Consider the following 26,666-nt stretch of genomic DNA (forward strand, 5'->3'; position numbering starts at 1 on the left):
TTTAAGGATTAAGATGCCAGAGAAAAGACTGGTATACTTTGCCGCGGAATGCTGGTATACTTTTGTCGGAATAATCAGGTGGTATTTGCAACAATCTTAATCCTTAGGTTTAAATTTGACCCCACCCTTCATCCAGTTCCGCCTGTAATTTTTTTCGCAAAAAACACGCAAGAAGCACCCAATAAATTAATCTTTTCTTAACACTTGTAGGTTCAATGACTGGTAGCAAGCTATAAGAAGGTTTAAGAAGTATTTCATTATAAAACAGAAACTCCAAGAGCTGGGTTTGCTGAATGGTACTTTATGTACTACTAAGATTCAGAGCAAGGCAATCCCAATAATTTAATTCTACAAATACCAAAGGGCTACTGGAATTGACTTAGAATAAAAAAAGGGCCTAAGCCCTATAAATCAACCTGTTTTATCCAGGCCTTCATAAATTGAATTTTTACTCTTAAACTCAGGGATAATCTCCTTCATTTTCTTTACGACCGCCTCATTGTCATGGTGTTTGTTTACTACCAATAATTCGGTAATTCTGACATCGGCTTCTGTATAAGGATATTTCAGTACCTTGGCGATACTAATTTTGTGATGATGGGTAGGAACGGTTAATTCTGCAGAGGAAAGCAATTCTTCATAAAGCTTTTCTCCCGGACGTAGGCCTGAAAATACAATATCAATGTCTTTGCCCTCTTCTAAGCCGGCAAGCTGGATCATTTTCTTTGCCAAGTCCACGATTTTAATTGGCTTACCCATATCAAACACATAAATCTCCCCTCCTTTTCCCATGGTTCCTGCTTCTAATACCAGTTGTACAGCTTCAGGAATGGTCATAAAGTACCGAGTAATGTCCGGATGAGTAACTGTAATTGGCCCGCCTTTTTTTATCTGGGAACGAAATCTCGGAATTACAGACCCATTAGACCCCAGAACATTGCCAAACCTGGTGGTGATAAACTTAGTTTTACAGGTCTCCAATCCATTGAGTGATTGGGTATAAATTTCAGCAAGCCTTTTTGAAGCCCCCATGACATTGGTAGGGTTAACAGCCTTATCGGTTGAGACCATGACAAACTTATCTACTTTAAAGAATACGGCCAGATCTGCAATATTCCTTGTTCCACCCACATTGACAGATATGGCTTCAAACGGATTGTTTTCTATCATTGGCACATGCTTGTAGGCAGCTGCATGGTAAACGATCTGCGGTCTACATACATTAAACAACTTATGCATCCGCTCATAATTGCTTACATCGGCCAAAACTACTTCCATTTTAGCATCAGGAAATTCATCTTCCATGGCCAATTGTACCTCGTGCAAGGGTGATTCAGCATGGTCACATAAAATTAACAAGGAAGGTTTATAAGAAAGCACTTGACGAACAATTTCAGACCCAATAGAGCCTGCCGCCCCTGTTACTAAAACCTTCTTTCCCTCAAGGTCGCTTTTCACTTTCCGTTGATCTATGACAATGGGTTTACGTTGCAGTAAATCTTCAATGCGAAGTTTCTTAATTTGCTTACTGGACAACTCCCCTGACAGCCAATTTTTTGCCGCAGGTATGGTCAACACCTTTATCCCCAAACGAATACAACGTTCAATAACTACGCGTTTTTCCCTCTCATTTAAATTCTCATTGGTAATCAACAATTCCTTGATGTCTTTTTGCTTTTTTAGCTTGGGAAGGTCTTTCATGTGGTAAACCTTCTTTTGCTCCAAGTAATTGTTTAGCATGGTTCTATCGGAACTCAAAAAACCTTCAACTACATAGTTAAGGTCCGGGTCATTACTCAATGCTTGTTTTACCAATACGGCGTTTTGGTCAGCTCCAAAAATCAACACTTTGTGAATGGCTTTATTTGAAAACTTGTTTGCCAAACTAAGGTAAGTTGATTTGGCCAATAACCTAAAGGCAATAAGCAATGTGGAAGTAATAAAAAAATTGACCAGCATCACCAACATTATAAAGCTGTAATTCAATGCAATCCACCTATGTCCAAGCCCGAAGTAAAATACTATAAAGAGTAAGGAAAAAATAATGGTTGCCAAAAATATTCGAAAAAGATCAGCAGTGTTTGAATACCTTAGAAGTCCTGTATGCAATTTAGAAAAATAAATCACCGGTAGGGCTATGACACAAATACTGGTCGTAACCATAAGGTATTGAACAAAATCTATCTGATCAAAACCAAATCCTCCAATAATTAGGTAAGCCAAAGAAAATGAAATAAATACAATTAGGATATCCACCGACAAAATCACCAAGGGGTGAATATGACGATCATCCTCTAAAAATTTCCTGAGGGGATTTAATTTTGATACCAACACTTTTTAAAGTTTATTTAAGGTTTATTATAAAACAGTAGCAATAAATATTCCGAATATACAGCAAGACAGCAAACAATTGAATCCTTTACAGCGTAACTTTGATTCAATTGAGATAAGCCAACTTTTTGCTAATGCAATTTTCGCATGAGGCCTTGCTCAAATTAAGGAAAGCCCATAAGTTTTCGCACCTATAGTAACTGTTACATTCAATATGTAGCTATTGTCCGATGAGAGAATGCCAATACCTGTAGGTAGACACAGCACTTCTCAATTAAAATCAAGACCATACCACAACACGCTCAACCAAAGACAAGAATTCAGAATACTGGAAAAGAACAAATGCCCCATTCACGCACTCACTAGGCTGCTTGTTCCTGCCGCGGGGTTCAGCGCAGAAGGAAATCACTATTTTTTTTCAAGCTGTTACTCGATTAACTTTCTTATACAAAGATAAGGTTTTTCTCCAAAGAGTATCTTTATTTAGACACAGTAAATTTTCTAATTCAAAGAAAAATCAAAACAAGGACTACTTCTATGGGGGCATAGCATACATCTTCAATTTTGAAGGGAAAAGTTGATTGATGCAACTTATCCATACCCTTTTTGAGAAGCTCCGTCAGGAAGGTCTTTGCTGATCACAGCTCCGGCAGCTATGGTGCACCATTTACCCACTTTCACACCGGGAAGAACTGTGCTGTTTGCACCCACAAGGCTGCCTTCTCCGATTTCAGCTCCTCCACATAGCGTCGCTTGAGGAGCGATATGTACAAAGTCTCCAACGACGCAATCATGATCCACAGAAGCAGCAGTATTTACGATCACCTGCTTGCCTATATGGCTATTTACTTTAACGATTGCCCTTTCCATAATTACTGTACCTTCTCCTATGGTAGTATACCGGCTAATCAGGGACGATTCATGAATGATGGTTCCAAAGTTGGTCCTTGGGCTGAACTTCTCATACAAAAATTTTCTCCCCTTATTGCTACCTATGGCAATGAACAAAGGCGCATCAAATTCAAAATTATCCGGAACAGGCCCACTTACCGGAAAGTCTAGTATTTTATCAATATTGGAGTTATCATCAAATACCCCGGAAACTTTCACTTTAGGGTCTAATATGTCAATAATGGCTCTTGCATGCCCTGAAGCACCAAATATATACATGTAATTTTTATTATAGGGTTATAGTTGTGTTCCGGTAAATTTCTCTGTGCTTACCTCGTTTTGAAAATCGACATTCTCTCGGTAAAGCAAAGGTTTTATGGTCAAAAACATGATTTTTAAGTCAAGAAAAAAATTGTGATTCCGAACATACCAAACATCATATTTAAACTTTGTTGACCAATCTATACTGTTTCTCCCTTTAACTTGTGCCAAGCCGGTAATACCGGGCAACACCTCATGTCGCTTGTTCTGCTCTTCAGAGTAAAGGGGAAGATATTCCGGCAGTAAGGGCCTTGGACCTACCAGGCTCATTTCTCCTTTCAGCACATTGATCAATTGAGGCAGTTCGTCAAGAGAAGTTTTTCTAAGCGCAATTCCGATTGAGGTCAATCGCAATTCATCGGCCAAAGGTAATCCATTCGGACCACATTGGTCAGCCATGGTTTTAAATTTTAGCAATTTAAATGGTTTTCCCATTTTGCCCGAGCGCGATTGAATAAAAAAAACTTTACCCTTAAATTCCCAAAGGAGCAAAAGAGCAATAAGCAGCATAAGCGGCAAAAAAAGTAAAAGCAAAACAAAAGAAACGAAGAGATCAAAAATTCGCTTGCCCATTGCAGTATGATTAAACAGATTTCTCTGCGTTCCAGACCACCTCTTTGTGCAACCTGAAAACAACATGTATCACCCTGTTCAATTGTTCATATGACAAACCGGTGCCACTAGGCAGACATATTCCATCTAAAAACAATTTCTCTGCCGTTTCTCCTCCATAAAAGGGCGCACTGCGATACATGGGCTGCAAATGCATGGGTTTCCACAAAAACCTTGATTCAATTTCTTCAGCCAAAAGCAATTCTCTCAAATCACTTGCCTGAAAGCCTGTCATGGTCGGGTCAAGAATCATGGTAGTCAACCATCTATTGGAAAAATAACCCTGTGGTTCATTTAGAAATGAAATGCCGGGAAGCATTTCCAAATGCGCTTTATAGTAATTAAAAATACTTCTTCTTCTCTCAATTCTTTCATCCAGAACTGCCAACTGAGCCAGCCCTATGCCGGCAGAGAGGTTATTCATTTTATAATTAAACCCCATTTCCATATGTTCGAAATAAGGGAAATCCAATTTAGCTTGGGTAGAAAGGTAACGGGCATTTTTATCCCAAAACCTATTGTTTGTCAAAAGTGCCCCACCCCCTCCTGTAGAAATGATTTTATTTCCATTGAAAGAGTAAATGGCCAAATCTCCAAAAGTACCTGTAAACTGCTCCCCAATTTTGGATCCAACAGATTCAGCAGCATCCTCTAAAACAGGAATGTCATATTGACGAGAAATTCTGGATATCTCAGGCCAATTGGCAGGCATGCCGAAGAGGTTGACTACGATTATGGCTTTGGGCTTTTTCCCTTTGGCCAAACGATCTTTTATCGCAAGCTCAAGACTTTTGGGACACATGTTCCAAGTATCCTTTTCACTGTCTACGAAGATGGGCGTCCCTCCCAAATACAAAATTGGATTGGTGGTAGCGATATAAGTGAAAGATTGACAGATCACCTCGTCACCTACCCCTACCCTTAGCAGGTGTAAGGAAAGGTGGATGGCAGAGGTCCCGGAATTTAGGGCTACTGCATAAGGAGTATTGAATTTATTTTCTATCTGTTCCTCAAACTGCTTTATAAAAATGCCATTCGTTGCAATATCTTCTTGAGCTATAGCCTCGTTTACAAACTCAATTTCTTCACCGGTAAATTGAGGAGATGACAAATAAATTTTACCTGTTTCGTTGGTCATTTGATACTGTTTGCTAGCTGGATTAAAGCAACGGTTGTATACAAATCTAAGCGATTAACCATCAATACCAAAAGGAATTTTTGCAGCCAAAAAAAAAATATTTCACCTAAAAATCATGGTAAAATTGTAAATACATTTTTACTTATTGCACCGACATTTTTTCCAATTCAAAACAAAATTGGGGTTAAATTTTCAAATATATAATTTTTACGATGTTTTTAAATTATTTTCCGCAGGTTGTGCAAATTTCCTTAAAACAAAGTAAAGTGGGATCAAAACTGCCACAAACACCAAGCCGGCAAGCCAGTTAATTTCTGACAAACCTACTCCATAAATCCATACCAAATTGATGAGCAGTTGCAGGCCTGCATAAGCAAAAGAAATGGACAAATGAGAGAAACCTTTTTCGTTGGCCAGGTACTGATACAGGTGAGTACGGTGGGGGTTGAAAATATTTTCTTTCTTGGACAACCTAATAAAAATGGTCATGCAAGCATCTATTCCGTAAAGGCTAAAGAAGAATAGGTAAAACGGATTTTGGGTAATAAATATAACCTTAATCATTAGGTAGCCCAGCACCATGGCCATGCTGATACTGCCTACATCACCCGCAAAAGTTTTGGCCTTTTTCCGGACATTGAACCAAGCAAAAACCAAAGAAGAAATACCTACTAAGGCAATCAATTCCTGATCCCCTTCAAGTGCGGGAAGCTGATAAAAAGTAATCAAAGCCACCAAGGCATACAAAACAGTAATGCCATTGATCCCATCCATAAAATTGAATAAGTTGGTCCATCCTATCAATAGAAAGAACAAAACGGGAATCCATAAACCCAAAGAAGTTCCTTGACTGATGTCATAGATCAAAAGTCCTGTAGCCAATAAATGCACAGAGATTCTAGGCAATTGGTGCAATGGACGAATATCGTCCACCATACTTACGGCTCCTACCAAAACAATTCCCAAAGCCAAGGGCCAGCTAGCTACACCCATGATCCAGGCGAGTAAGACAGCCAAAACAAAAATCACTCCTCCCCCTCTAATGGTAGGTTTGGTATGCGAAGAGCGTTCATTGGGTTTATCAATAATGCTAAACTTTTTAGCAATAATAAAGTAAAGCAACTGGGCAACTAAAAGCAATAGAAAAACAATGATATAGTACATAAAAATTTGGTTTTAGAAGGACAAATATAAGGAATCTTTAAAAAAATTAGGTCAAAATTGGTTGCTAAGATCACCTATCCGAGCAAAAAAAACCCCGGCCTTTTCAAAGAAATTGCCGGGGTTTAGCGTAAATGAAATTATTTTTTTATAAAAACATTACCAGTAACAATTATAAACCATCACATTAAAACTAAGAGAAAATTCTTAAAGGAATTGATGACATTATTTTATAATTTAAGCTAGATAAAAGCTTTAAAAGTCTTTTTTAAACCGTCTTCAGCACTTATTGGCATTGGCTCTCCTATACTGCTGACAATCTTTTGATTGGATACTCTATAGGATTCAGTTAATTTTTGAAGCCGTTCAGAGGTAAGTGGTAAATGCAACTTGTCCCCTACCTTTGCACAAGCAGAAATTAGGTTAGCCGGTATGGCCCAAAGCCTAGCTTTTTTCCCTAAAGCATCTGCCATCAACCGAATCAAATCATTGGTGGAAAAGGTCCCGTCATCTGCCACTTGATAAACGCCTGAGGGAATATCCCCGCTAATCAATTTTAAGATTACCCAACAAAGATTATCCACAGACAAGAAAGAACGTTGGTTGTCAAATGCCGCCAAGGGAAAAGGTAGCCCTTTTTTGGCAAAGGCAAAGAGTAAATTAAGGTTACCCTTGTTTCCCGGGCCATGAATCATACATGGACGAAGAATATACACCTGCTTGTCTTTAGGAAGATTCTCTAAAATATACGTTTCGGCTTGAAGCTTTGATTTGCCATAAGCTGTAATGGGTTTACAGGGACTTTCTTCTGTTAACACCCCATCTACCTCATCCGCACATGCCTTAACCGAGCTGATAAAAATAAAATTCTTTGCTTCGGAATCAGCCAAAAATTTATCATATAACTTTTTAGTCAAACCATAATTGACATCAAAATAGGCCTGATCATCACTTGTATTTTTAAGGTCATGTGCTTTACCTGCCAGGTGTACATAATGAGTTGCCGAACAAGTAGCATCAGCAAAAAACTGATCATAGGTCAATACTTTTTCTTGACCCTTTGTATTACTCCTAGAAAGAGAGACAATGTCCTCTCTACCTTCAGCTACTAAATATTCACGAAGATTTTGACCAACAAAACCGGTAGCACCGGTAATTAGAATAGAAGAAGTAGTATTCATGATGCTTTGAGAAGGGTTTACCTTGAAATTAAAGCTGATTGATTTTTTAACTGATTTAAATCAAATCTGCAATCAGGGCATGCTTACTTAAATATAAATTCAAAGGGTTTAAAAAGGTATTTTGAATAAATCATGGCCGGGTTGGTGTACACTTGGTTTTCTTTGCATCCACGTGCAATTTCCTTATTCAGGGTAACCAAACTTTGAAAGCCCTGTGTACTTAGCCCTCCCATACGCATTTTAGTGGTGACAATGGGTAAATATTTCCAATTTATACCCCCTTTCAATAGAAAGCGAATAAGTAATTCATAATCTGCAGCAATTTTATAATCGGTTTTATACGCTCCGAGTTTATCGAAAAATTCTTTCCTAACAAAAAAGGAAGGATGGGGAGGCATATAACCCCAGGCAAATTTAGAGGGCTTCCATTTTTTGGCGGAATACCGACGAATGATTTTGTTTTCATCTTCATCATCCACAAATACAATATCTCCAATCACGGCATCCGTAGAAGGAGAATGGAAAGCGTTAGCAATCTCCGCAAGTACTTTGGTATCAAAGAAGAAATCATCAGAATTGAGAATACCAACCACATCACCTGTGGCCATTTTAATTCCTTTGTTCATGGCATCATACATGCCTTTATCACGTTCCGAAACCCAGTTGCTAACGGTGGATTCATTTTCTTTAATGATATCAACAGTATTGTCTTTCGAATTTCCATCCACCACGATATATTCAATATCAGGGTATTCTTGCTGTGCTACAGAACTAATGGTATCCTGTAAGGTTTTGGCTGAATTATAGGTAACGGTAATTAAGCTGATTTTCAATTTAATGAAGTTTTAAGAGTTGACTTAGAGAAATATTTTCATTAAAATCTATTTAAAAAAAGACCAGAAACTTACTTAAAAAAAACTAAATAATTAATAAATCTATGCAAGTAAACTGTGCTAATTTCCAACTATGGAATCCAAATGAGGTCTAATCCCTAAATATAAAGATTCGGCTAAAATACGTTGACCTTTTTCATTTAAATGAATAAAATCTCTATAACAACTTTTGTCCATCGGTGTATTTAAACTGGAAATAAATTTAACATTTCTATGATTTAACAGATCAATAGTTTTTTTACCATTATCATTATATTCATGATTTTCAAGTTCCCCAATTTCGGAATGCAAATAAACCAAAAGAGGAATTTCTTTTAAATTACAATAATCAATAATGGCTTGATGACCAGGATTAATCACTTTGCTTTTTTGATTAATACCTAATTTAAAATCATCGGATAAATCTAATTTCAAGTATCTTTTAATTCGAGGTATTAAATACCTATAAACAAGTTCTTGAATAGCAAATAAAGGTTTTTTTTCTGGGTACGAAAGGTGATTACCTACGACAGGTTGAAAATCCATAACATCGTATAAATCATGACTACTTATAACCAAAAAAATCAATGAAGCATTAAAATCCCCATACTTATCTAAATACGCCATCGCATTATCAGTTCCCCAACTACCAGCAGAAACATTTAACACCCTAATATTGGTGTCAAAATCTAACGAAAATCTATTTTCTAATAGGGAAGTAGCTAAGCTGTCATGGGTGGTTAATACTCCACCATTTAATACTGAATCACCTAAACCTAAAATATTGATACTATCTTTATTTTTAAGTGGTTTACTCCGCATAGAATAACCATTAACTAAGTATTTATTTCCAAATCTAATTAGGTTTTGATTGGGAGCTTGTATATATTCAAATTGATCATCGGAGATATAAAGTGGAGGATATCCAAATCCAAATAAAATTCGCAAACCAAGTTCTATAAGTGTAGCAAAAAACAAAAATACCAAAGAAAGAAGGATTACATTTCTTTTCATGCTCATATAAATTTAAAAATGAATTTTATATTAGTTAATTATCCTTTTTCTAATTTTGGAAGCGGGATTACCTTGATAAATACCGTACTCATCTAAATCTTTAGTTGCTATACTACCTACGGTTAAAATACTATGAGATTTACAAATAACTCCGGGACAAACAGTCGATTGGGCGCCAACCCAAGCCCCATCTTCCAAAGTTATATTTTTAACAATTAGCTCAAAGGAAGATTTTTTGAAATTATGATTACCTGTTAAAAGCATAGCTCCTTGGGAAATACAACAATTGTCCCCAATCTTAACCAAGTGGAGGTTATCAATCCAAACTTTCTCACCAATCCAAGTATAATTGCCAATTTCTAATAACCAAGGATATTTGATATTAACAGAAGGATTAATTCTAACTCCTTCCCCAACTTTAGAACCAAATAATCTTAATAAAAAAATCTTTAAGGAGCTAAATGGATTTAAAGGATTTATAAAAAAAACAATATTAGTATAATACCATAAAATTCTTTTAAAAGAATTTCCACCCGGATTGTACCAGCTGTTATCGTACTTAGAAAGATCTGATGAGTTTAACATGAATTATTAACAGTATTAAACATTTTTAAATATTGAACTTTAAGGTTTTTAGACTCAATATAATGTATAGCTATAGTTCTTGCTCCTTTACAAAGTAAATCATATTGTTTACTTTCCATTTCCAAAATTTCGGTAAGTGTTTCATCCCAAACCTTATGATTTAGAGGAAGGTCCCATCCAGCATTTTTATCAACTAAATTTCGCCACGGAGTTTTATCAGAAATAAGTACAGGACGACTAGAATTAAAAGATTCAAAGATAGCATGACCAAAATTTTCACCAAATGTAGGTAGAACAAAATAATGATACCTTTTTAAGGTACTTTGAACTTGATTGGGAGAAAGAGCAGGAAATATATTAACTGATACATTATCAGGAAGATCCTTAGCAGCTAATAGAATAAGATCGAGATATTCTTTATTCGCAGGTCCATATATATCATATATAATTGATTTATCAGAAAAAGAAATCCGCTTAAGAGATTCTATAAACCAAATATGATTTTTTTTAGGTGCGATTAAGGAAATAGTTATAAATCGGACAGATTCGGAATAATCAAGAAATGAGGATTTATCATTTGTAAAAAGTGGAACATTACCAATGATACTTACAACTTGATTATTTCCAAAATTTTCATGGATATCCAATGATTCTTGCTCATCAGTAGCATGCCAAGAAACTAATGGATTATTTTTTATAAAAAACCTATTAAGAAAAAATAAAAAAAGTTTTTTCTTTACACTTTTAATTGCGAGTGCTCCTTGCTGTAACATTCCTCTTGAGGCAATCAAAACTTTAATTTTTTCTTTTTTGCTAAATCGAAGCAAATTAATCGTAGAAAAAAGAGAAAAAATTCCATTAATATAAATAAGATCTATGTGTATCTCATTTAAAACCATTTTAATAGATTTATAATTTCTAGATGAGGAATCCAAATAAATAACAGAACAGTTATCGGTATATTGAACCCAACTATTAGAAGGAACATCCAATACAGTTCCATCATGATCTTGATTACTAGTAATTATAAATATAGATATCTCATTCCCTAGCAATTGAACAAGGTTATCAATAGATCTAATAGGCCCGCCAGCTTTATACGCTGGAGTAAAATAATCGTATGAAATTAATAAACGTAATTGAGACATATAAAAACAAAAATAAACATATACTATCGAACAACTTTATATCCAAATAAACTTAAAAAATCTTTAACTAAACAGCGAAGTTTCCTTTCACCAAAAAATGTAATATTTAAAAAAAACAATTTATATCCGAATAATTCAATAAAGACATTCTTATATTCCTTAAAATTTAAATTATATTTAATAGCTCCCACACCGCCTATCCTATAATCTACAATAGGAAAATGAAAATGGTTAGCTTTAAAGGATTCCAATCTAGTAATTTCAACAAGATGTTTCCATTCAGCTTTTAACTTTAACGCACTATCATATGGTATTATAATAGATTTATGATAAAAAATGGCTTGGTGGCAAACCAACATTCCGTGCATAATGGATTTATCACTTTGTAATTCGACAGCTTTATGATATTTGGTAGTATTATCAGGAAAAACAATATTAATATCTCCATAAACTAGAGTTGAATCAACAGGTGTTGAAAACAAATCTTTTAAAACATCCATAGATGAGTAATTATCTCCTGCATTTAAAAAATTCAACCAATCACCTTGAGCTACTTTGATCCCTTTATTCATCGCATCATACAAGCCATTGTCAGGTTCACTAATCCAATATGAAATATGACTATCATATTTTCTGATAATATCCAGGGTACCATCTGTTGATCCTCCATCTATGATAATATGTTCTATATTATCGTACTTTTGATCAATAACACTTAAAATAGTCTCTTCCAAAACTTTTTCAGCATTGAATGTTACTGTAATAATACTGATAAGGGGTTTATTCATTGATATTAAGTGATTTAATTTTTTTTGCAGGGTTACCAGCCCAAATTTCATTTGGTGGAATCGATTTAGTCACTACACTACCCGCTCCAACAATGGAGTTTTCTCCTATAGTTACACCTTTCAAAATAATTGAACTAGCTCCTATAAAGCAGCATTTATCGATGAAAATAGGTTTGGAAATCACATTATTATCACCGTTAAAATTTCTCTCATAAGAATCAATAGAATGAAAGTCAGAATCCCAAATTTTACATCCACCCCCTATAAGTACATTATCACCAATAAAAAGTTCATTAGAAATAAAAAATGAAGAATTAGAAATTCCTACATTGTGACCAATATAAATTTTGGCATTAGGCCTACACACCAACCTTAGAATATGATCACCGCCTATTGGGTTATAGCGACTACCAGAGGTGGCTTTAAATTTATTACCTATCTTGATATCACCTAGATTATGAACAAATAAAACACCATTAAAAATAGGGTCTTTACCCAGAATAATTTTATTTCGATTAAATTTAATTTTATTGACAATAAAATAAATTAATTTAATAATAAAATGCATATAGAACTTATTTAAACTCTTTAAAGAATCTATTACTATTTAAAAATAAATTAGCTTTACTCTTTAAATGATTAACATCATATTCCCACCATTTAATGAGATTTAATTGTTCGATTTGATCCTCAGTAAATCTAAATTTAATTATTTTTGCCGGAACACCTCCAACAATTGCATAATCAGGAACATCCTTAGTAACAAAACTACCACCCGCAATTATAACCCCATTACCAATATTAATACCATCAATAATTTTAGCTCCATCACCAATCCAAACGTCATTACCAATGGTTATAGACTTATGTTCTATGATGGCATCACTTTCATTAAATTTAAATGATCCACTTGCATTTTTTGAATAAAAACCCGGATAAGTTGAAATAAGATTGGTAGGATGAATACCTAACCCAATTTTGACATCAGGGGCTATAGAACAGAACTTTCCAATTTCTGCATTCATAACTTTACAATTAATCCCTACATAAGAATAGGAATCAATTTTTGAATTACTAATTTTTGAATTGTTAAAAACTTTCACATATTTAGAGATATTAGAATTACTAATAATAACTTTCCCTTGGATAAAAACATGGGGATATTTAACGATAGTTTTGATAGGAGACAATAAATCCTTTAAGTGAAAAATGAAATACTTAAATATTTTATTTAGTAAAGATAGCATAATTGAAGAATAATTTACCAATAAGTAGCCCCATCTAATTTTGAAGCTGATTTGGGAGTATCAGAATCAAGGGGTTTAGTCCAATTATTATTATAAAGAGATTTATAAGATTCAGAATAAAATTCAGGAATATTATAAAGTTTTAAATAATCAGGATTATCCCATCTTTTACCTTTAATACCAAATAAAAGTTGTAATCCGCCACCGAAATGAATGGATTTTTTGCCTAACCTCTTAATATATGCCGCTAAAGGTAATCCATATGCACCACATCCTAAAATGCAAATATCAAAATCGATTTCAGATATCTGATTTTCCATAGTCCGTAGCGCTTCAAACCAATCTTTATAGGGAGATTTAATACCAGCAGCAGACTGTATTGCTTTTAAAGTTATTAATTCAAAATCAGGTAAAACATCAGGATTATTAAACAATTCATTTCTTTTCGAATATTGAGAAACAATGGTATCCTCAAAAGGATGTACAATTAAAACCTTTTTACCTTTAAGGACTCTAGTCCATGGGCTATCGACAAAAAATGGATATAAGGTTTCTAAATGTATATTTTTTACATCTGACCTTAAGGGCATAAATTTTTCATAATATTGCCATGAGCCTAAGATATCGATTAATGGAATATCATTTAAATACCTTTGAGAGAATCTTACCATCGTTTCTTCAGTAGGTGGAAAAACGCCAGAGAAAACATCCATAAATTTAAAGTTTTCCTTTTGCCACCAAGGTAAATGAGTCTTATCGGTGATATAATGACCTATTTTTTTAAAATAATTGTCCTCCTTTCGAATACAAAGATAATTATTAATTGTTATTAATTCGGTACTACCAAACCTGGCTATCATGCAAGGTTCCTCTTTAGATAATATCTCAAAAATTTTATCATTTGCAGATTGCCTATTTAAATCACAAGAAGGATTAATAAACGTACGTCCAAATAAAACATGATACGATTTTTTAATTCCTTTTATTAAAACATCTTTAACGTTCATTATTATATTTATTTATCCAAAACATAAAATCTATATTTAGAATTCAAAAATCTTAAAATAAAGGTCTTTCTAATCATCCTTTCAAATAAGATTTTTAATTCCACATCTGAAAAATTTCTAAGTTCTTTATTCAAACACATTCCAATAGCAAAAAATATAAATATTGAATCAATAGAAAAATTTGGACGATCTTCAATAAATGAGAACAATCCTTTATAAGCAACCCAAAGCCCTACCATAACACAAAACCAATTGTTAGATCGATAAATACCATAGTAAGAGCCTTTAACAAAAAGTAAAAAATACAAAATCCCACCTATAGCACCACCCCATTGAATATAATTAAGCATACCAGATTCTGTACCACGCCTACCTTCTTTATAAATTTCTGAAAAATCTATAGATAAAAGATCTACTAAATAGGTTTCGGTCTTTCCAGAGGCACCTAATCCAAAGAGAACCATATTATCTTTATCCAATTGATTGAATACATCGGTATAAATACCTGTTCTTGAATCAACCAATATATCTTCAACACTTTCTTCATTTGAAGATAAATAATCACCAATAAGAAAAATATTAAAAACACCATATACACCAAGTATTAACAAAAGAACAGGAGCAGTTAAAATAATTTTGCGTACCTGTTTAATAATAGAAATAGTTAAAAATCTATTCTTAAAATAAAAAGTAATAACAATAAGTATAGCAATAACTATATTTAAAACATTTGACCTGCTATCTAAATCACTAAATAAAGAAATAAACGCTAGAGACAAAATAAATAAAGCATATTTTTTACTTAAATAAGGGATAATAAATAAAAGTATATAAACAGGTGATACCGCTTTTGGAAAACCAAATTGATATTTAAAAGGAAGAAAAAATATTAAAGCACTAATAATTAAACCATAAGATAAGAATGAACTAAATGCACTAATTATTGAATTTTTATTATAAGCCAAATACATAGTAAAATGAACAAATAAATAAATAGGAATATCTATTACAAAAAAAGCTCTCCAATCTTCATCACTTTTTGCATTTAATACCCCTCTAAATAAAACGATAATATTATATAATAAAAAGATGTTAACATATATAGCACTATCGAATTTAGAATGAAAACTTTTTTTAGAATGAATTAATAAAAGTACAATTAATGGATAAGAACAAATAACTGAAATCAAGGCACTTTTACCTGGAAAAATAGTAACATATAAGGCAGGAATTAAAGAAAAAATAATTGTAAGGCTAGAGAATTTTCTATAATTTAACAATGGGAAATTATTTATTGCCATACTTTTAAATACGTATAATACAGACTTAAATTTTTCTACTGAAATATAAATTAATAAATAATTTTTCTGTTACTCTTATCCTTTGTAAAACGCAACTCCCTAATAGAATGAAAGAAATTAATTACAACCTTTGCAGTTTTGGCTAAAATTTTATTTCTGAGAAAATACTGTAAATTAAATTTATCCCCACAATAACCTAACATTTTATTTATCTTATGGTAATAACCCTCATCGTATGGAATAAATGGAGAGAAAAAAGATCGTACTATTACTCTATTGTCTATCACACTAATAGTATCCTTTATACTATAATAAAATTCTTTATCAATCTCTTTAATTAAGCGATCTCTTATTTTATTATACCTGAAATAATAAGAAGGATGCCTAATAGTAATATTCATTGCAGATCCATCATTATCATCTGTATAATTGTAAACCAAGTCTTTTATATTTTTAATATTTAAAGCTCTTTTGCATAATTCCAAATTCATTAAAACATCTTCTCCCACACTAATTGAACTATCAAATGAAAATGTTGATTCTTTAAATATTTCTTTTTTATAAACAGAGGCATACAGAACACCAAAAGTTTTTCCAAAAAGCAAACTATTAAGATAGTCATATTTTGAAAGAATTCCTGTCGGTTTATTCTCCCAAAATCTACCACTTGGGATACTTTTAAAAGATCCATTAACAATATCAAAATCGCCCTCTAACGCATTTTCCATGAGAACCTTAAGACTGTTCGCACAGAATGAGTCATCTGCATCTAAAAATACGATATAAGTCCCCTTAGAATTTAACCAACCAAGTTTTCTTGCAGAGGTTACACCTTTGTTTTTCTGAGAATAAACTTTAATCCTAGAATCTGAAAGTTTGAATCTCAATAAGGTTTCTAAAGATCCATCATTACTCCCATCATTAACAAAAATCAATTCATAATCTCTATACGACTGAGACAAAACACTTTTTAGTGTTTTGTCAAGATAGGAATTAGCATTGTAAACAGGAACAATAATGCTTAAAAGTTCTTTATTATTCATAGTTAACTTATCTATTTAAATAAGTTTTTCCTTAAAAAATTAATAGATTTATTTCTTTCATTTTTTAAAATATTATTTACACTTTCAAAATCTATATTCTTATCAAGAATACCATTTTCAATTTGTTTTAAATTGGTGACAAGTCTATCTTCCAAACCAAACATTTTAAGAATAGATTTAAACCTGCTCATTCCCCGTTGAACATTGCCTAATGCTATAAATTGTTTATTGAACAAGATCGAAAAAGCTGTACCATGAAAAGAATCAGTTACAACATATTTCGCTTTATAAAAGCCTTCTAACCAACTGGATACAGGAGGATAAACACAATCGTCAATATTTCTAACATTCTCTTTAGTAAAAGGTTTAGGCATAATCTGAAAAAATGAAAAATTGAGTTTTTTTCTAATTTCAGCAACCAAAGCTCCTTTCAATAAGTTAGGATCTAAAACATAAAACATAACAAAATCTTCTTCATCTCTTTTAGTTTTAGACTCATCTATAATTTCCTTATATGCTTCCGCATCAAGCAATAATGTAGGGTCTAATACTTTTTCTGCTGTTACTCCCAAATTACGTTTACATAAATCAATTGCGGCATCTTCCCTAACAGATATAGCATTAAATTTCTTTGCCAACTCACTACACTTTTGAGATTGGCTAATAGAATACTCCCAACGATCAACACCAAAAGATGCTGCATATGATAGTTTTTTTACAGCATTATTATCTTTCAAAAATTCGAGAAAATATGTAAAAATATTTGGTGAATATTTCGGCCTCCAGACTTGATCACTACCAACGATATATGCATCAAAATTATATTTCTTTAAAGATTTAATATCATACCTTAGGATTTTCTCAGTAACTGAAATATTATTTTCAATAAAATTATCACTATGCTTAGCAATAATTTTTCTTTGATTTTCGGTAGGCCTAAATGAGAAAATATTAACATTTTTCTGAAACAAAATATACTTCTTAGCAAAATTTTTTATATATCCCTTTAACTTAGTTTTGAAAGTAACATTCATTTGAATGTTTATAGTTTTAGGATTAGCTCCAAATTCCTTTATAAGAATTTGTTGAAGTGCATATGCTTGAAGTAAGCCTCCATAATTGGTATGAAGAGGTTGAGTAAGAATGCCAATTTTCATAATTCTTTAAAGATTATTCCTATTTATTAATAATTTTCTTAAGCTTGCTTATTCCGCCTTTACCTAAAATTTGAGAAGCAACTTTAACAGCTTTACCTTTTACGTTTTCTTCAACATTAAGAATTGTTTCAAGAGCCTTACTTTCATCTTCATCATTAGTAAATACCTCAAAGAGCATTGGTTTATTTGTTAATTCAGCAGATAAAAACTTTTCATAAACTTTGTCGAATTCTTCTTTACTTGAAGCAGATAAGTATTCAAATCCTAATGATTCTGCATAACTTTTAACTAATACAGGCGATTTGTTACCATAATGACCTGCTGCTGCGATAAAATCATCTGCTTTTTTTCCAAAACTAAATGCATGATGTCTATATTGTCTAAACTCAGTACCTACACCATTATTTACCATTAAAATTCTTATGTTACTTCCTAAATGCCGGTTACCTAATACATTCATGTCATAAAAAAAAGCTAAGTCACCTGTAACACAGTAATAAATTTTATTCTTGTTTACAAATGATGCACCAATTAATGTAGATATACACCCATCTATTCCAAATCCTCCAACATTAGACATAGAAGACACTGATTTAGGAAGTTCAAATAAATTCCAAGCACGTAAACTATTGAGAATAGCGAAATGGACAACTGAGTTCTCAGGAATAAGGTGAGCCATTCTTGAAGCCAACCACACATTCGAAAATGTTACTTCAGGAAGCTTTTTTCTTAAATTAACCAAGTTTTGCTTACATTCGTTTAAAAATGTATTCTCTACCTTAGATTCTTTAGCGTAATATTCAAAAAAGCTTTGTTCAGGCATTTCAAAAATATTACTTAACTTATTGAAAGTATCTCTAATTTCACCATCTTCGCTAACTCTCCAAACCTCATTTGCCTTCATTGTTATTGAATAATAGTCTCCAGTAACTTCGCCAATATGAATCATCAACCTCAATTCACTGACTGTGGAAGGCCTCATACTTTGACCAGCTACGTATGAATATTGAACTCTATATTCACCTTTGTAGCTACTAGTATGGTCACAGAATACTACTGCATTATTCGATTCACAGAATTTATCTATAGAGGCTATAAGTCCTTTAGACATAATTTTATGAGAACCTATTATAATTCCAATTCTTCCTTTAGGTAATTGCGGAAAATCATCGGTTAAGCAAATTCTATCTATAGACCTAACCTTTGGTAATTCTGTGGTATCAAAACCTCCATAACTTGTAGTTAAATTGATGTGGACGGGCCCCCCGCCTCTTCTTTTCAACTCAAGGATGGCTTGATTAACTTTCATTTCACAATCCCAAAAATCTTCTGAATTGTTTACTGAAGGCAACAATAAACTAAGATTTGCAACATCATTAGGTATTGAACCTCTATCTATAACCTGTGCAACATGGTGTCCTATTTTCGAAATATGTTGAGTAGAAGTTATTGCTAAAATTGGTAATTTTCTATAAAAAGCTTCTGTTAATCCAGGCATATAATTTCTTGAAGCTGTTGCACCTGTACAACTTATTACTACAGGTTCGCCAGACTCTGTAGCCAAACCGCAAGCTAAATAAGCTGCAGACCGTTCATCTACTGAGGAGTACATCTCAAAAAAAGGATCATATTGCATACTGCCAACTAAGGCCATATTAGTAGTGCCTGCTGAAGCGACTACTTTACGTATACCATGTTTTTTTAATAATGCAATTATTATTTGTGCATTTTTTTCATTCGTGTAATACTTTGCCATGATAATAAATTAAATGTTATAATTTTTTCTTAATTAAATACCTATAAACAAAATATCTAATTTTATCTTTAGTATTTGACATTTCACTAATTGAGGCGTGTTCTTTAGTAGACCTATCTTTAATAGCTTCTTTAACCCAATCAATTCTTTTAAAATTAGGCGAAATAAGAAAAAGATCAATACAATTTTCTATACCATTTTTAATGGAATAAAAATCATTAACTTCTATATATTTAGAAATCTTGTTATTATTAAACATTCTGTCATATATTCTATCATAAATAATTTGATGTTTAGCATGATTATGGCTAAGAAATTCTTCCATATTTTGTAACATAAATTTTGGTCTGAAACCTAATTTATTTTCTAATACATCGAGATAAATATTTAAAATTTCACCCCAAGTTTTAGATTCATTGCTGGTAATATGAAAAGCTTCTCCATGTGCAGATGGATCACCTATTAAACTAGCAATTCCTTTTGCTACATCTAAGCCATGGGTTAATGTAGAAAATTTTTTGAATATATCTTCTGAAAAAACAATTGTCCTCCCTTTCATACTTCTGTAAAGCCAATCTTCCTTTTCGAATACACCTAATTGCAATCTATCGGAATTATAGGTAATATATGGTCTAATAATCGTCCAATTTTTCAAAATATTTTTAAACAATAAATTTTCTTGTCGAGCTTTTGAAAGAGCATACTCATCAGTTGATAAATATTTTTGATCAGTAATACTATCCAATAAACGCAAAGATTGTTCATTAATCAAACCTTCATTATTAGCATAAACCCTAGCAGAACTAACATAAAGATATTGATTTGATGCATTTAAAAACAAATCCACACGTTGTTCGAACATGTCAGTTGAATAAAGCATAAAATCAACAATAACATCCCATTTTTCTTGCAAAAGAGATCGAATAAATTCAATATCACGAGCATTTCCTTTACAAAAATTAATATTAGTTTCTTTAGATTTCTTATCTGACCTAGAAGTGACAAAGATATCATAAGATTCATTTTTTGATAGTAACTCCACTAAATGAACCCCCATAGCACCCGTACCACCCAATATTAATATCTTCATATTCTTTTTGTTAATTTACCAATTTTATAATTAATAAAATCTAATAGCTTTATTCTTACCGGGATGGGTAAGCCTAAAAAGAATATCGCTATCGCAGTAACTACAACTGTTGTAATAACTGTTAAGGCAAAAAATACAAATCCTTCAGGTAAAAGATATGCTACTAAAAAGGATAGCGAAGCCGAAACAAATATCACATATAAAATCTCAGGAATTGTTCCCTTAAGATATCCTTTTACAGGTAATCCTGTTAAACTACTAACAATGATTAACCGAACAAAAAACATCACCATGTTAACAGCAATAGCAACATAAAAAACAGTTTTAGGTCCCCAACCTGCAATTAGTAATAGCCATGAAATAATTAATATGCTAAATTGCAATATACCCAAGATAGTTTCATAAGCCGCCATTTTACCTGGTGCTCTTGCGGCCGTAGTTAATGGTAAACTAATAGCAAAAATTAGGCCCTCAACCAAAGTCAATCTAGCAAATTCAACTGTATGTATTGGAGTGTTTTTAAGCCAAATACCAAGAATATTTTTCATTTCAATAAAAATAGGCAACGCCAAGATCCACATAAGGAAAAAAGTAGCTTTTGACCCAATAATTACTAGATCATACATCTCTTTCTTTTTATTTGCAGCAAAAGATTTTATTATGGGTGAGTATAGGCTAGTATTAAATTGAGCAGCAAGTAAGTTAGATTGTCCTGCAATATTTACAGCAATTGCTCTGGCAGCTACAACAACAGGAGTAAAATATTGATTTAAAAGAATAGTAAGTGCAGCTCCTCTAGCTACTGTGGTTAATTGACCAAATAAGGTCCAACCAGTAAAACCTATTATTTGTTTTGCCAACATATAATCCCATCGAATATTCTTAAATCGACATTCAATATACTTATTGAAGCAAATGATTGAATATACTGTAGTATCAATAATTGAAACTCCCATTAATAAAAATCCGTAAATAATAATTTTATCCCCAGGTATATATATTAATAAAAAGACAACTCCTAATTTAAGAAGTGCTTCCAAAATTGCCATATAGGCATAAATTTTCATGTCCTCATGGGCAATAATAATAGCCATCATTGGTGATTTAATAATGGATATTACAAAAGTAATAACAGCTATATAAAATAGAGAAACCAATGCGTCAAGCCTACCTTCAGGCACTTCCAGTTGGTTTTCCACAAACCACACACCACCAGTATTTAAGATAAGAAAGGCCAAAACTCCTATTCCAAGATAAATGAATGAATTCACCCCAAAAATTCTATTTAGTTTTTCCTGGTTATCCTCTCCTAGTGCATGTGAAAAAAAACGTTGGGTAGCAGAAGCCATGGATCCTGGTAAAAAACTAAGAAGTGCGACTACACCTCCCACAACATTGTATAACCCATAATCCTCAACACCAAGTGTATTTAAGACAATTCGAACTGAATACAGGGAAACACCCATTGAAATGATCATCCGAACATAAAGAAGAAGTGTATTTTTTGCTATACGCTTATTGCGTTGCGATGTTGTTTCTACTGTCATTAACTTATCTAGAACCTGTCAACTTAATTCATCTTAAATGAATTAAGGAAAAAATTGTAATAATTTATAGAAGGAATTTAATAATTGTAAACCTATGATATAACAATTTTAATTTCTAAAATTTAAATATTTGAATCCTAAAAATGGTAAACAATTTAAAACCAAAGAGATTTAAATGATAGGCAACTTTAGTTTAAGAAAAATAAAATGAATATATCATTATTAAATTGAATCCAAATTATTCCTTTACTCTATATTTACGTACTTCTTGAAATCTTGCATAAATTTAATCTGGTATATTATTTCCAATTTTACTTCTTATAATATAATTTATACCAATCAATAAAATTTTTAACCCCCTCCTGTATTTTTGTAGAGGGTTTGTAATCAAAATCTTTTTCCAATGCGCTGGTATCAGCCCATGTTTTTTCAACATCTCCGGGTTGCATGGGTAACATTTCACGGATAAATTTTAACCCTGTTTCCACCTCTATGGCATCAATAAAATCAAGCAATTTCACAGGGGTACCATTTCCTATATTATACAATGAATAAAGCTGTCCCGAATCCTTTTCCAAAGTGGCTACCACCCCATTGACTATATCATCTACATAGGTAAAATCACGTGACAATTTGCCTTCATTAAAAATTTTAATCGGCCTGTTATTCAATATAGCATCTGTAAATAAGAACATGGCCATATCCGGCCTTCCCCAAGGGCCATATACGGTAAAGAACCTTAACCCAATTGTTTTGATTCCGTATAAATGGCTATAGGTATGCGCCATCAATTCATTGCATTTCTTGGTGGCGGCATAAACACTTATGGGATGATCAACAGTGTCTTTTGTATCAAAAGGTACCTTCTCATTAAGTCCATATACACTCGAGCTACTCGCATAAACAAGCTTGTCCACTCCATTATTATGCATGGCCTCTAATAAATTTACAAACCCTGACACGTTGCTATCAACATATGCCAAAGGGTTTTCTAAACTATACCTCACTCCCGCCTGAGCTGCAAGGTTGCAAACCATATCAATTGAATAGGTCTTGAACAAATTGGGAAGATTTTCTCTGTCTTCTAAATTCATTTTGATAAACTGCATCTTTTTGCCATGTTTATCACTAATGACAATCTGGTTATAAACAATATTATCCTCTCCTCCAATTCCTAGCCTTTCTAAGCGACCGTACTTTAATCCTATATCGTAATAGTCGTTAATATTGTCAAGTCCAATCACCTCATGTCCCATTGACAGTAGCTTTTCGCATAGATGATAACCAATAAAGCCGGCAGCACCGGTTACCAGGATTTTTTTTGAATTTTTAACCATTACAAAAGATCGAATATTAGTTTTCTATTCCTTGAAGGTGAAAATTTCAACTAAAATATGGAGAATAGTCAAAATTTCTGTTTAATATATGCCAATCTAAAACCAAATAAAAGCGCTTGCAAAAATAGTTTTTAAATTTGGCCTTAATTAAACACCTACAAATAAAAAATGAAAATTTAAGGCGCTATATCTCGCCTATATTTTTTCCCTTTGCTCTAATTCTCAAATTTAATAATGATTCAATAAACCTTTGTTTGCTTAATGTTACCTTTTATTCATTTTAAGTTTTCCCAATACCAAGCACAGGCTTCTTTAAGTCCGGTTTGAAATGAATATTTTGGTTGATAACCTAAAATACTTTTTCCTTTTTGTATGGAAGCCATGGAATGGGCCACATCTCCCGGTCTATTGGGACCATATTGAAAAGAGATATCAGCAATTGCAGGGTCATATTTGGATAGCCCTTTTTTTATGGCTTCTGCCAATTCATTTAAACTGGTTCTTTCACCAAAGGCCACATTGAATACTTCGGAAATGGCTGCTTCTTCAATTACTTCCGGAACGCCTTCCATATTGCTTTGGTATTCCTTCATTCGCTCCTTGAATAATTCGGTGGGAACAGCCGCCGCTAATTGGTTAGCCTGAATCACATTGTCTATATAGGTAAAATCCCTAGAATTGGTCCCGTCTCCGTTTATATAAGGGCTTTTATGCGCCAAAAGGCTAGATACAAATTTGGGTATCACCGCCGCATAGGCTCCATTGGGGTCTTGACGCCGGCCAAATACGTTGAAATAACGCAATCCTACAGTTTCAATCCCATAAATGTCTGAAAAGTTTTTGGCAAATAATTCATCTACATACTTTGTAATGGCATAAGGAGAAAGGGAATTCCCTATCACATGCTCTACCTTGGGCAAAGCCTGATGATCTCCATAAGTTGAAGAACTCGCCGCATAAATAAATCGTTTGGCCCCGGCCTCCTGGGCAACAAATAATAAATTAACAAAACCCAATATATTTACCTCTGTACTGGTAATGGGGTCTGCAATGGATCTGGGCACGGAGCCTAAGGCAGCTTGGTGAAACACATAATCACAACCTTCCACGGCTTTTTTACAGACTTCCCCGTCTCGAATATCTCCTTCTAAAAGTGTAAATTTAGGGTTTTTCTGAGCACTTGTAAGGTTATGAATACTACCTGTTGAAAAATTATCCAAACAAATAACAGTATTGTCATGGCTTAACAAACTGTCTATTAAATTGGACCCAATAAAACCGGCACCTCCGGTTACCAATACTTTTTGCTTTTTAATCTCGTAAGGCATAAATATATTAACGCAATTTCTATTCTACTAGTAAAAGAATCTGGACTATAACAATTTTACAATCGCGCATCTACTTTACTCTTGTCCAATACTGCTTTTACATCGTACACCACCAAGTCTTTGCTTTTTTCAATGGGTAGTTTTTTGAATTCTTTGTGAGCCACTGCCAATATTACGGCAGAATATTCTTCGAGCGGAGGGCAGTCCTTACCGCCAATTATGTCCACACCGTATTCATGTTTTACTTCCTCCGGATTTGCCCAAGGATCATACACCTCCACTGACATATCAAAATTTCTTAATTCTGTATATATGTCAATGACCCGTGTATTTCGAACATCCGGACAATCTTCCTTAAATGTAAAGCCTAATATTAAAACTTTGCTGTCGATTACTTTCAAATCCTTGCGCATCATATGCTTGATCACTTCTGTGGCCACATGTTTGCCCATGGAATCATTCAGTCTTCTCCCGGCCAAAATAATCTCCGGATGATACCCTACTTCCTGAGCCTTCTGCGCCAAGTAGAAGGGATCAACACTGATACAATGCCCCCCTACTAAGCCCGGTCTAAATGGGAGAAAATTCCACTTGGTTCCAGCTGCTTCCAATACTTCCTGTGTATCAATTTCCAAAAGATTGAAAATTTTTGACAACTCATTGACAAAGGCAATATTGATATCCCTTTGAGAGTTCTCAATGACCTTGGCCGCCTCAGCTACTTTGATACTGCTCGCTTTGTGCGTACCGGCAGTAATTACCTCTCTGTAAAGGCTATCTACATATTCTGCAATTTCCGGAGTTGATCCGGAGGTAACCTTTAAAATTTTAGCAACAGTATGTTCCTTATCTCCCGGATTGATTCTCTCAGGAGAATAGCCGGCATAAAAATCCTTATTAAAGGTCATGCCGCTAATTTTTTCTAGCAAAGGCACACATTCTTCTTCAGTCACACCAGGATAGACCGTAGATTCATAAATGACCACATCTCCTTTTTTAAGGTATTGGGCAATGGTCTCCGAAGCTTTAAGCATGGGGGTCAATACCGGACGATTGTGCTTATCTGTAGGTGTGGGAACGGTCACTATATAAACCTGACAATCAGCAAGCTCTGACGGGTCATTTGAGTTAAAAAGTCCTTTTTCCTTTGGGCTTGATTGAACCAAAACTGCTTGCAAATCTTTATCTTCCACCTCTAAGGTGAAATCATGCCCGCCATTTAGTTCTTCTACCCTTCCGGAAGAAATATCAAAACCAATCACAGGAAATTTTTTGGCAAATTCTACTGCCAATGGAAGGCCTACATAACCCAATCCGATTACAGCAATTTTTACATCTTTTAAAGGAGTACTCATAAGGTTAAAAATCTTAGGTGTAATGAATAAAATAATTAATCAGCAAATATACATTAATTTAATCCAAATCCCTTTTTTGAGGGTGCAGCTTGTACCTATAAATCTATTTTTTAGTCAGTGAGAAGCTTTAGGGATTTTGTCAGCATTGTTGCGAAAAAAAACAACAATACCGCCAAAATCAAGTTCATTTAGATCCTTTGACCAGGGGTTTCACCCCCGGCTATTATAGTTTCAGCCCTTCAGGCTTCTTCGTTCCTTTTAGGAATATCAAGATTATCTCAGCTAAAAGGTATATAAATCCAAAAATATTCACTATCCCAAATTTGTCTAGAATCCAATTTGCAACAACTCCCCCTTCTAAGGGGGGCAGGGGGGATTTTTTCGTAAACTATTTTTATTTAATGAAGTACATCGAGAATAAACTGTAAATCATTTTTAGGATCGTTTATGAGATGT

General features: G+C 33.4%; 23 protein-coding genes. All 23 read right to left on the bottom strand.

The features are described from left to right. Window positions 1-411: 411 nt before the first annotated feature. The 23 genes from Q4534_RS23330 to Q4534_RS23440 all read right to left on the bottom strand — a co-directional run bounded on the left by Q4534_RS23330 (window position 412) and on the right by Q4534_RS23440 (window position 26,210). Window positions 412-2,334 carry a nucleoside-diphosphate sugar epimerase/dehydratase gene (locus tag Q4534_RS23330; protein WP_303615573.1) on the bottom strand — a complete coding sequence of 641 codons (1,923 nt, stop codon included), beginning with the start codon at window positions 2,332-2,334 and terminating at the stop codon, window positions 412-414. Window positions 2,335-2,922: 588 nt separating this feature from the next. After that, a complete protein-coding gene (locus tag Q4534_RS23335; RefSeq protein WP_303615574.1) occupies window positions 2,923-3,501 on the bottom strand; it encodes an acetyltransferase in 579 nt (192 codons plus the stop codon). Window positions 3,502-3,519: 18 nt separating this feature from the next. Further along, on the bottom strand, window positions 3,520-4,182 hold the full coding sequence (locus Q4534_RS23340) for a sugar transferase (RefSeq protein ID WP_368509170.1): 663 nt from the start codon (window positions 4,180-4,182) through the stop codon (window positions 3,520-3,522). After that, window positions 4,127-5,293 (bottom strand): DegT/DnrJ/EryC1/StrS family aminotransferase, encoded by a 1,167-nt coding sequence (locus Q4534_RS23345; protein ID WP_303615576.1) that lies wholly within the window; start codon window positions 5,291-5,293, stop codon window positions 4,127-4,129. Before Q4534_RS23345 ends, Q4534_RS23340 begins: the two co-directional genes overlap by 56 nt. Window positions 5,294-5,500: 207 nt before the next feature. Beyond that, window positions 5,501-6,457, bottom strand: a complete 957-nt coding sequence (locus Q4534_RS23350; RefSeq protein ID WP_303615577.1) for a glycosyltransferase family 4 protein — start codon at window positions 6,455-6,457, stop codon at window positions 5,501-5,503. A 239-nt stretch (window positions 6,458-6,696) separates the two neighbouring features. Then, on the bottom strand, window positions 6,697-7,635 hold the full coding sequence (locus tag Q4534_RS23355) for an NAD-dependent epimerase/dehydratase family protein (protein ID WP_303615578.1): 939 nt from the start codon (window positions 7,633-7,635) through the stop codon (window positions 6,697-6,699). 83 nt (window positions 7,636-7,718) lie between these two features. After that, window positions 7,719-8,468: a glycosyltransferase family 2 protein gene (locus Q4534_RS23360; RefSeq protein ID WP_303615579.1), complete on the bottom strand. Its 750-nt coding sequence runs from the start codon at window positions 8,466-8,468 to the stop codon at window positions 7,719-7,721. Between the two features lie 120 nt (window positions 8,469-8,588). Beyond that, window positions 8,589-9,521 carry a hypothetical protein gene (locus tag Q4534_RS23365; protein ID WP_303615580.1) on the bottom strand — a complete coding sequence of 311 codons (933 nt, stop codon included), beginning with the start codon at window positions 9,519-9,521 and terminating at the stop codon, window positions 8,589-8,591. Window positions 9,522-9,551: 30 nt separating this feature from the next. Beyond that, complete coding sequence (locus tag Q4534_RS23370) at window positions 9,552-10,106, bottom strand: WcaF family extracellular polysaccharide biosynthesis acetyltransferase (RefSeq protein ID WP_303615581.1); 555 nt, start codon at window positions 10,104-10,106, stop codon at window positions 9,552-9,554. Continuing rightward, on the bottom strand, window positions 10,100-11,254 hold the full coding sequence (locus Q4534_RS23375) for a glycosyltransferase (RefSeq protein WP_303615582.1): 1,155 nt from the start codon (window positions 11,252-11,254) through the stop codon (window positions 10,100-10,102). The genes Q4534_RS23370 and Q4534_RS23375 overlap by 7 nt, the downstream gene beginning before the upstream one ends. Before the next feature lie 23 nt (window positions 11,255-11,277). Further along, window positions 11,278-12,042 (bottom strand): glycosyltransferase family 2 protein, encoded by a 765-nt coding sequence (locus Q4534_RS23380; protein ID WP_303615583.1) that lies wholly within the window; start codon window positions 12,040-12,042, stop codon window positions 11,278-11,280. Beyond that, on the bottom strand, window positions 12,035-12,610 hold the full coding sequence (locus Q4534_RS23385; protein ID WP_303615584.1) for an acyltransferase: 576 nt from the start codon (window positions 12,608-12,610) through the stop codon (window positions 12,035-12,037). Before Q4534_RS23385 ends, Q4534_RS23380 begins: the two co-directional genes overlap by 8 nt. 7 nt (window positions 12,611-12,617) lie before the next feature. Beyond that, on the bottom strand, window positions 12,618-13,289 hold the full coding sequence (locus Q4534_RS23390; protein WP_303615585.1) for a CatB-related O-acetyltransferase: 672 nt from the start codon (window positions 13,287-13,289) through the stop codon (window positions 12,618-12,620). Window positions 13,290-13,303: 14 nt separating this feature from the next. Continuing rightward, complete coding sequence (locus Q4534_RS23395) at window positions 13,304-14,296, bottom strand: hypothetical protein (protein WP_303615586.1); 993 nt, start codon at window positions 14,294-14,296, stop codon at window positions 13,304-13,306. A gap of 8 nt (window positions 14,297-14,304) precedes the next feature. Continuing rightward, window positions 14,305-15,597 (bottom strand): hypothetical protein, encoded by a 1,293-nt coding sequence (locus Q4534_RS23400; RefSeq protein ID WP_303615587.1) that lies wholly within the window; start codon window positions 15,595-15,597, stop codon window positions 14,305-14,307. A gap of 50 nt (window positions 15,598-15,647) precedes the next feature. Continuing rightward, a complete protein-coding gene (locus tag Q4534_RS23405) occupies window positions 15,648-16,640 on the bottom strand; it encodes a glycosyltransferase (protein WP_303615588.1) in 993 nt (330 codons plus the stop codon). A gap of 11 nt (window positions 16,641-16,651) precedes the next feature. Next, window positions 16,652-17,797: a polysaccharide pyruvyl transferase family protein gene (locus tag Q4534_RS23410; protein ID WP_303615589.1), complete on the bottom strand. Its 1,146-nt coding sequence runs from the start codon at window positions 17,795-17,797 to the stop codon at window positions 16,652-16,654. Window positions 17,798-17,816: 19 nt separating this feature from the next. Further along, window positions 17,817-19,553: a thiamine pyrophosphate-binding protein gene (locus tag Q4534_RS23415; protein ID WP_303615590.1), complete on the bottom strand. Its 1,737-nt coding sequence runs from the start codon at window positions 19,551-19,553 to the stop codon at window positions 17,817-17,819. 16 nt (window positions 19,554-19,569) lie between these two features. After that, window positions 19,570-20,643: an NAD-dependent epimerase/dehydratase family protein gene (locus Q4534_RS23420; RefSeq protein WP_303615591.1), complete on the bottom strand. Its 1,074-nt coding sequence runs from the start codon at window positions 20,641-20,643 to the stop codon at window positions 19,570-19,572. Then, complete coding sequence (locus tag Q4534_RS23425; RefSeq protein WP_303615592.1) at window positions 20,640-22,190, bottom strand: oligosaccharide flippase family protein; 1,551 nt, start codon at window positions 22,188-22,190, stop codon at window positions 20,640-20,642. The genes Q4534_RS23420 and Q4534_RS23425 overlap by 4 nt, the downstream gene beginning before the upstream one ends. Before the next feature lie 311 nt (window positions 22,191-22,501). Continuing rightward, window positions 22,502-23,527, bottom strand: coding sequence for an NAD-dependent epimerase/dehydratase family protein (locus tag Q4534_RS23430; RefSeq protein ID WP_303615593.1), 1,026 nt, complete (start codon window positions 23,525-23,527; stop codon window positions 22,502-22,504). 275 nt (window positions 23,528-23,802) lie between these two features. After that, the gene (locus Q4534_RS23435) at window positions 23,803-24,855 is read right to left on the bottom strand and encodes an SDR family oxidoreductase (RefSeq protein ID WP_303615594.1); all 1,053 of its coding nucleotides are present in this window, start codon (window positions 24,853-24,855) and stop codon (window positions 23,803-23,805) included. Window positions 24,856-24,911: 56 nt separating this feature from the next. Further along, on the bottom strand, window positions 24,912-26,210 hold the full coding sequence (locus tag Q4534_RS23440; RefSeq protein ID WP_303615595.1) for a nucleotide sugar dehydrogenase: 1,299 nt from the start codon (window positions 26,208-26,210) through the stop codon (window positions 24,912-24,914). Window positions 26,211-26,666: the final 456 nt, after the last annotated feature.

The organism is Cyclobacterium sp. 1_MG-2023, assembly GCF_030546805.1.
In the GTDB taxonomy this organism is placed as follows: Bacteria; Bacteroidota; Bacteroidia; order Cytophagales; family Cyclobacteriaceae; genus Cyclobacterium.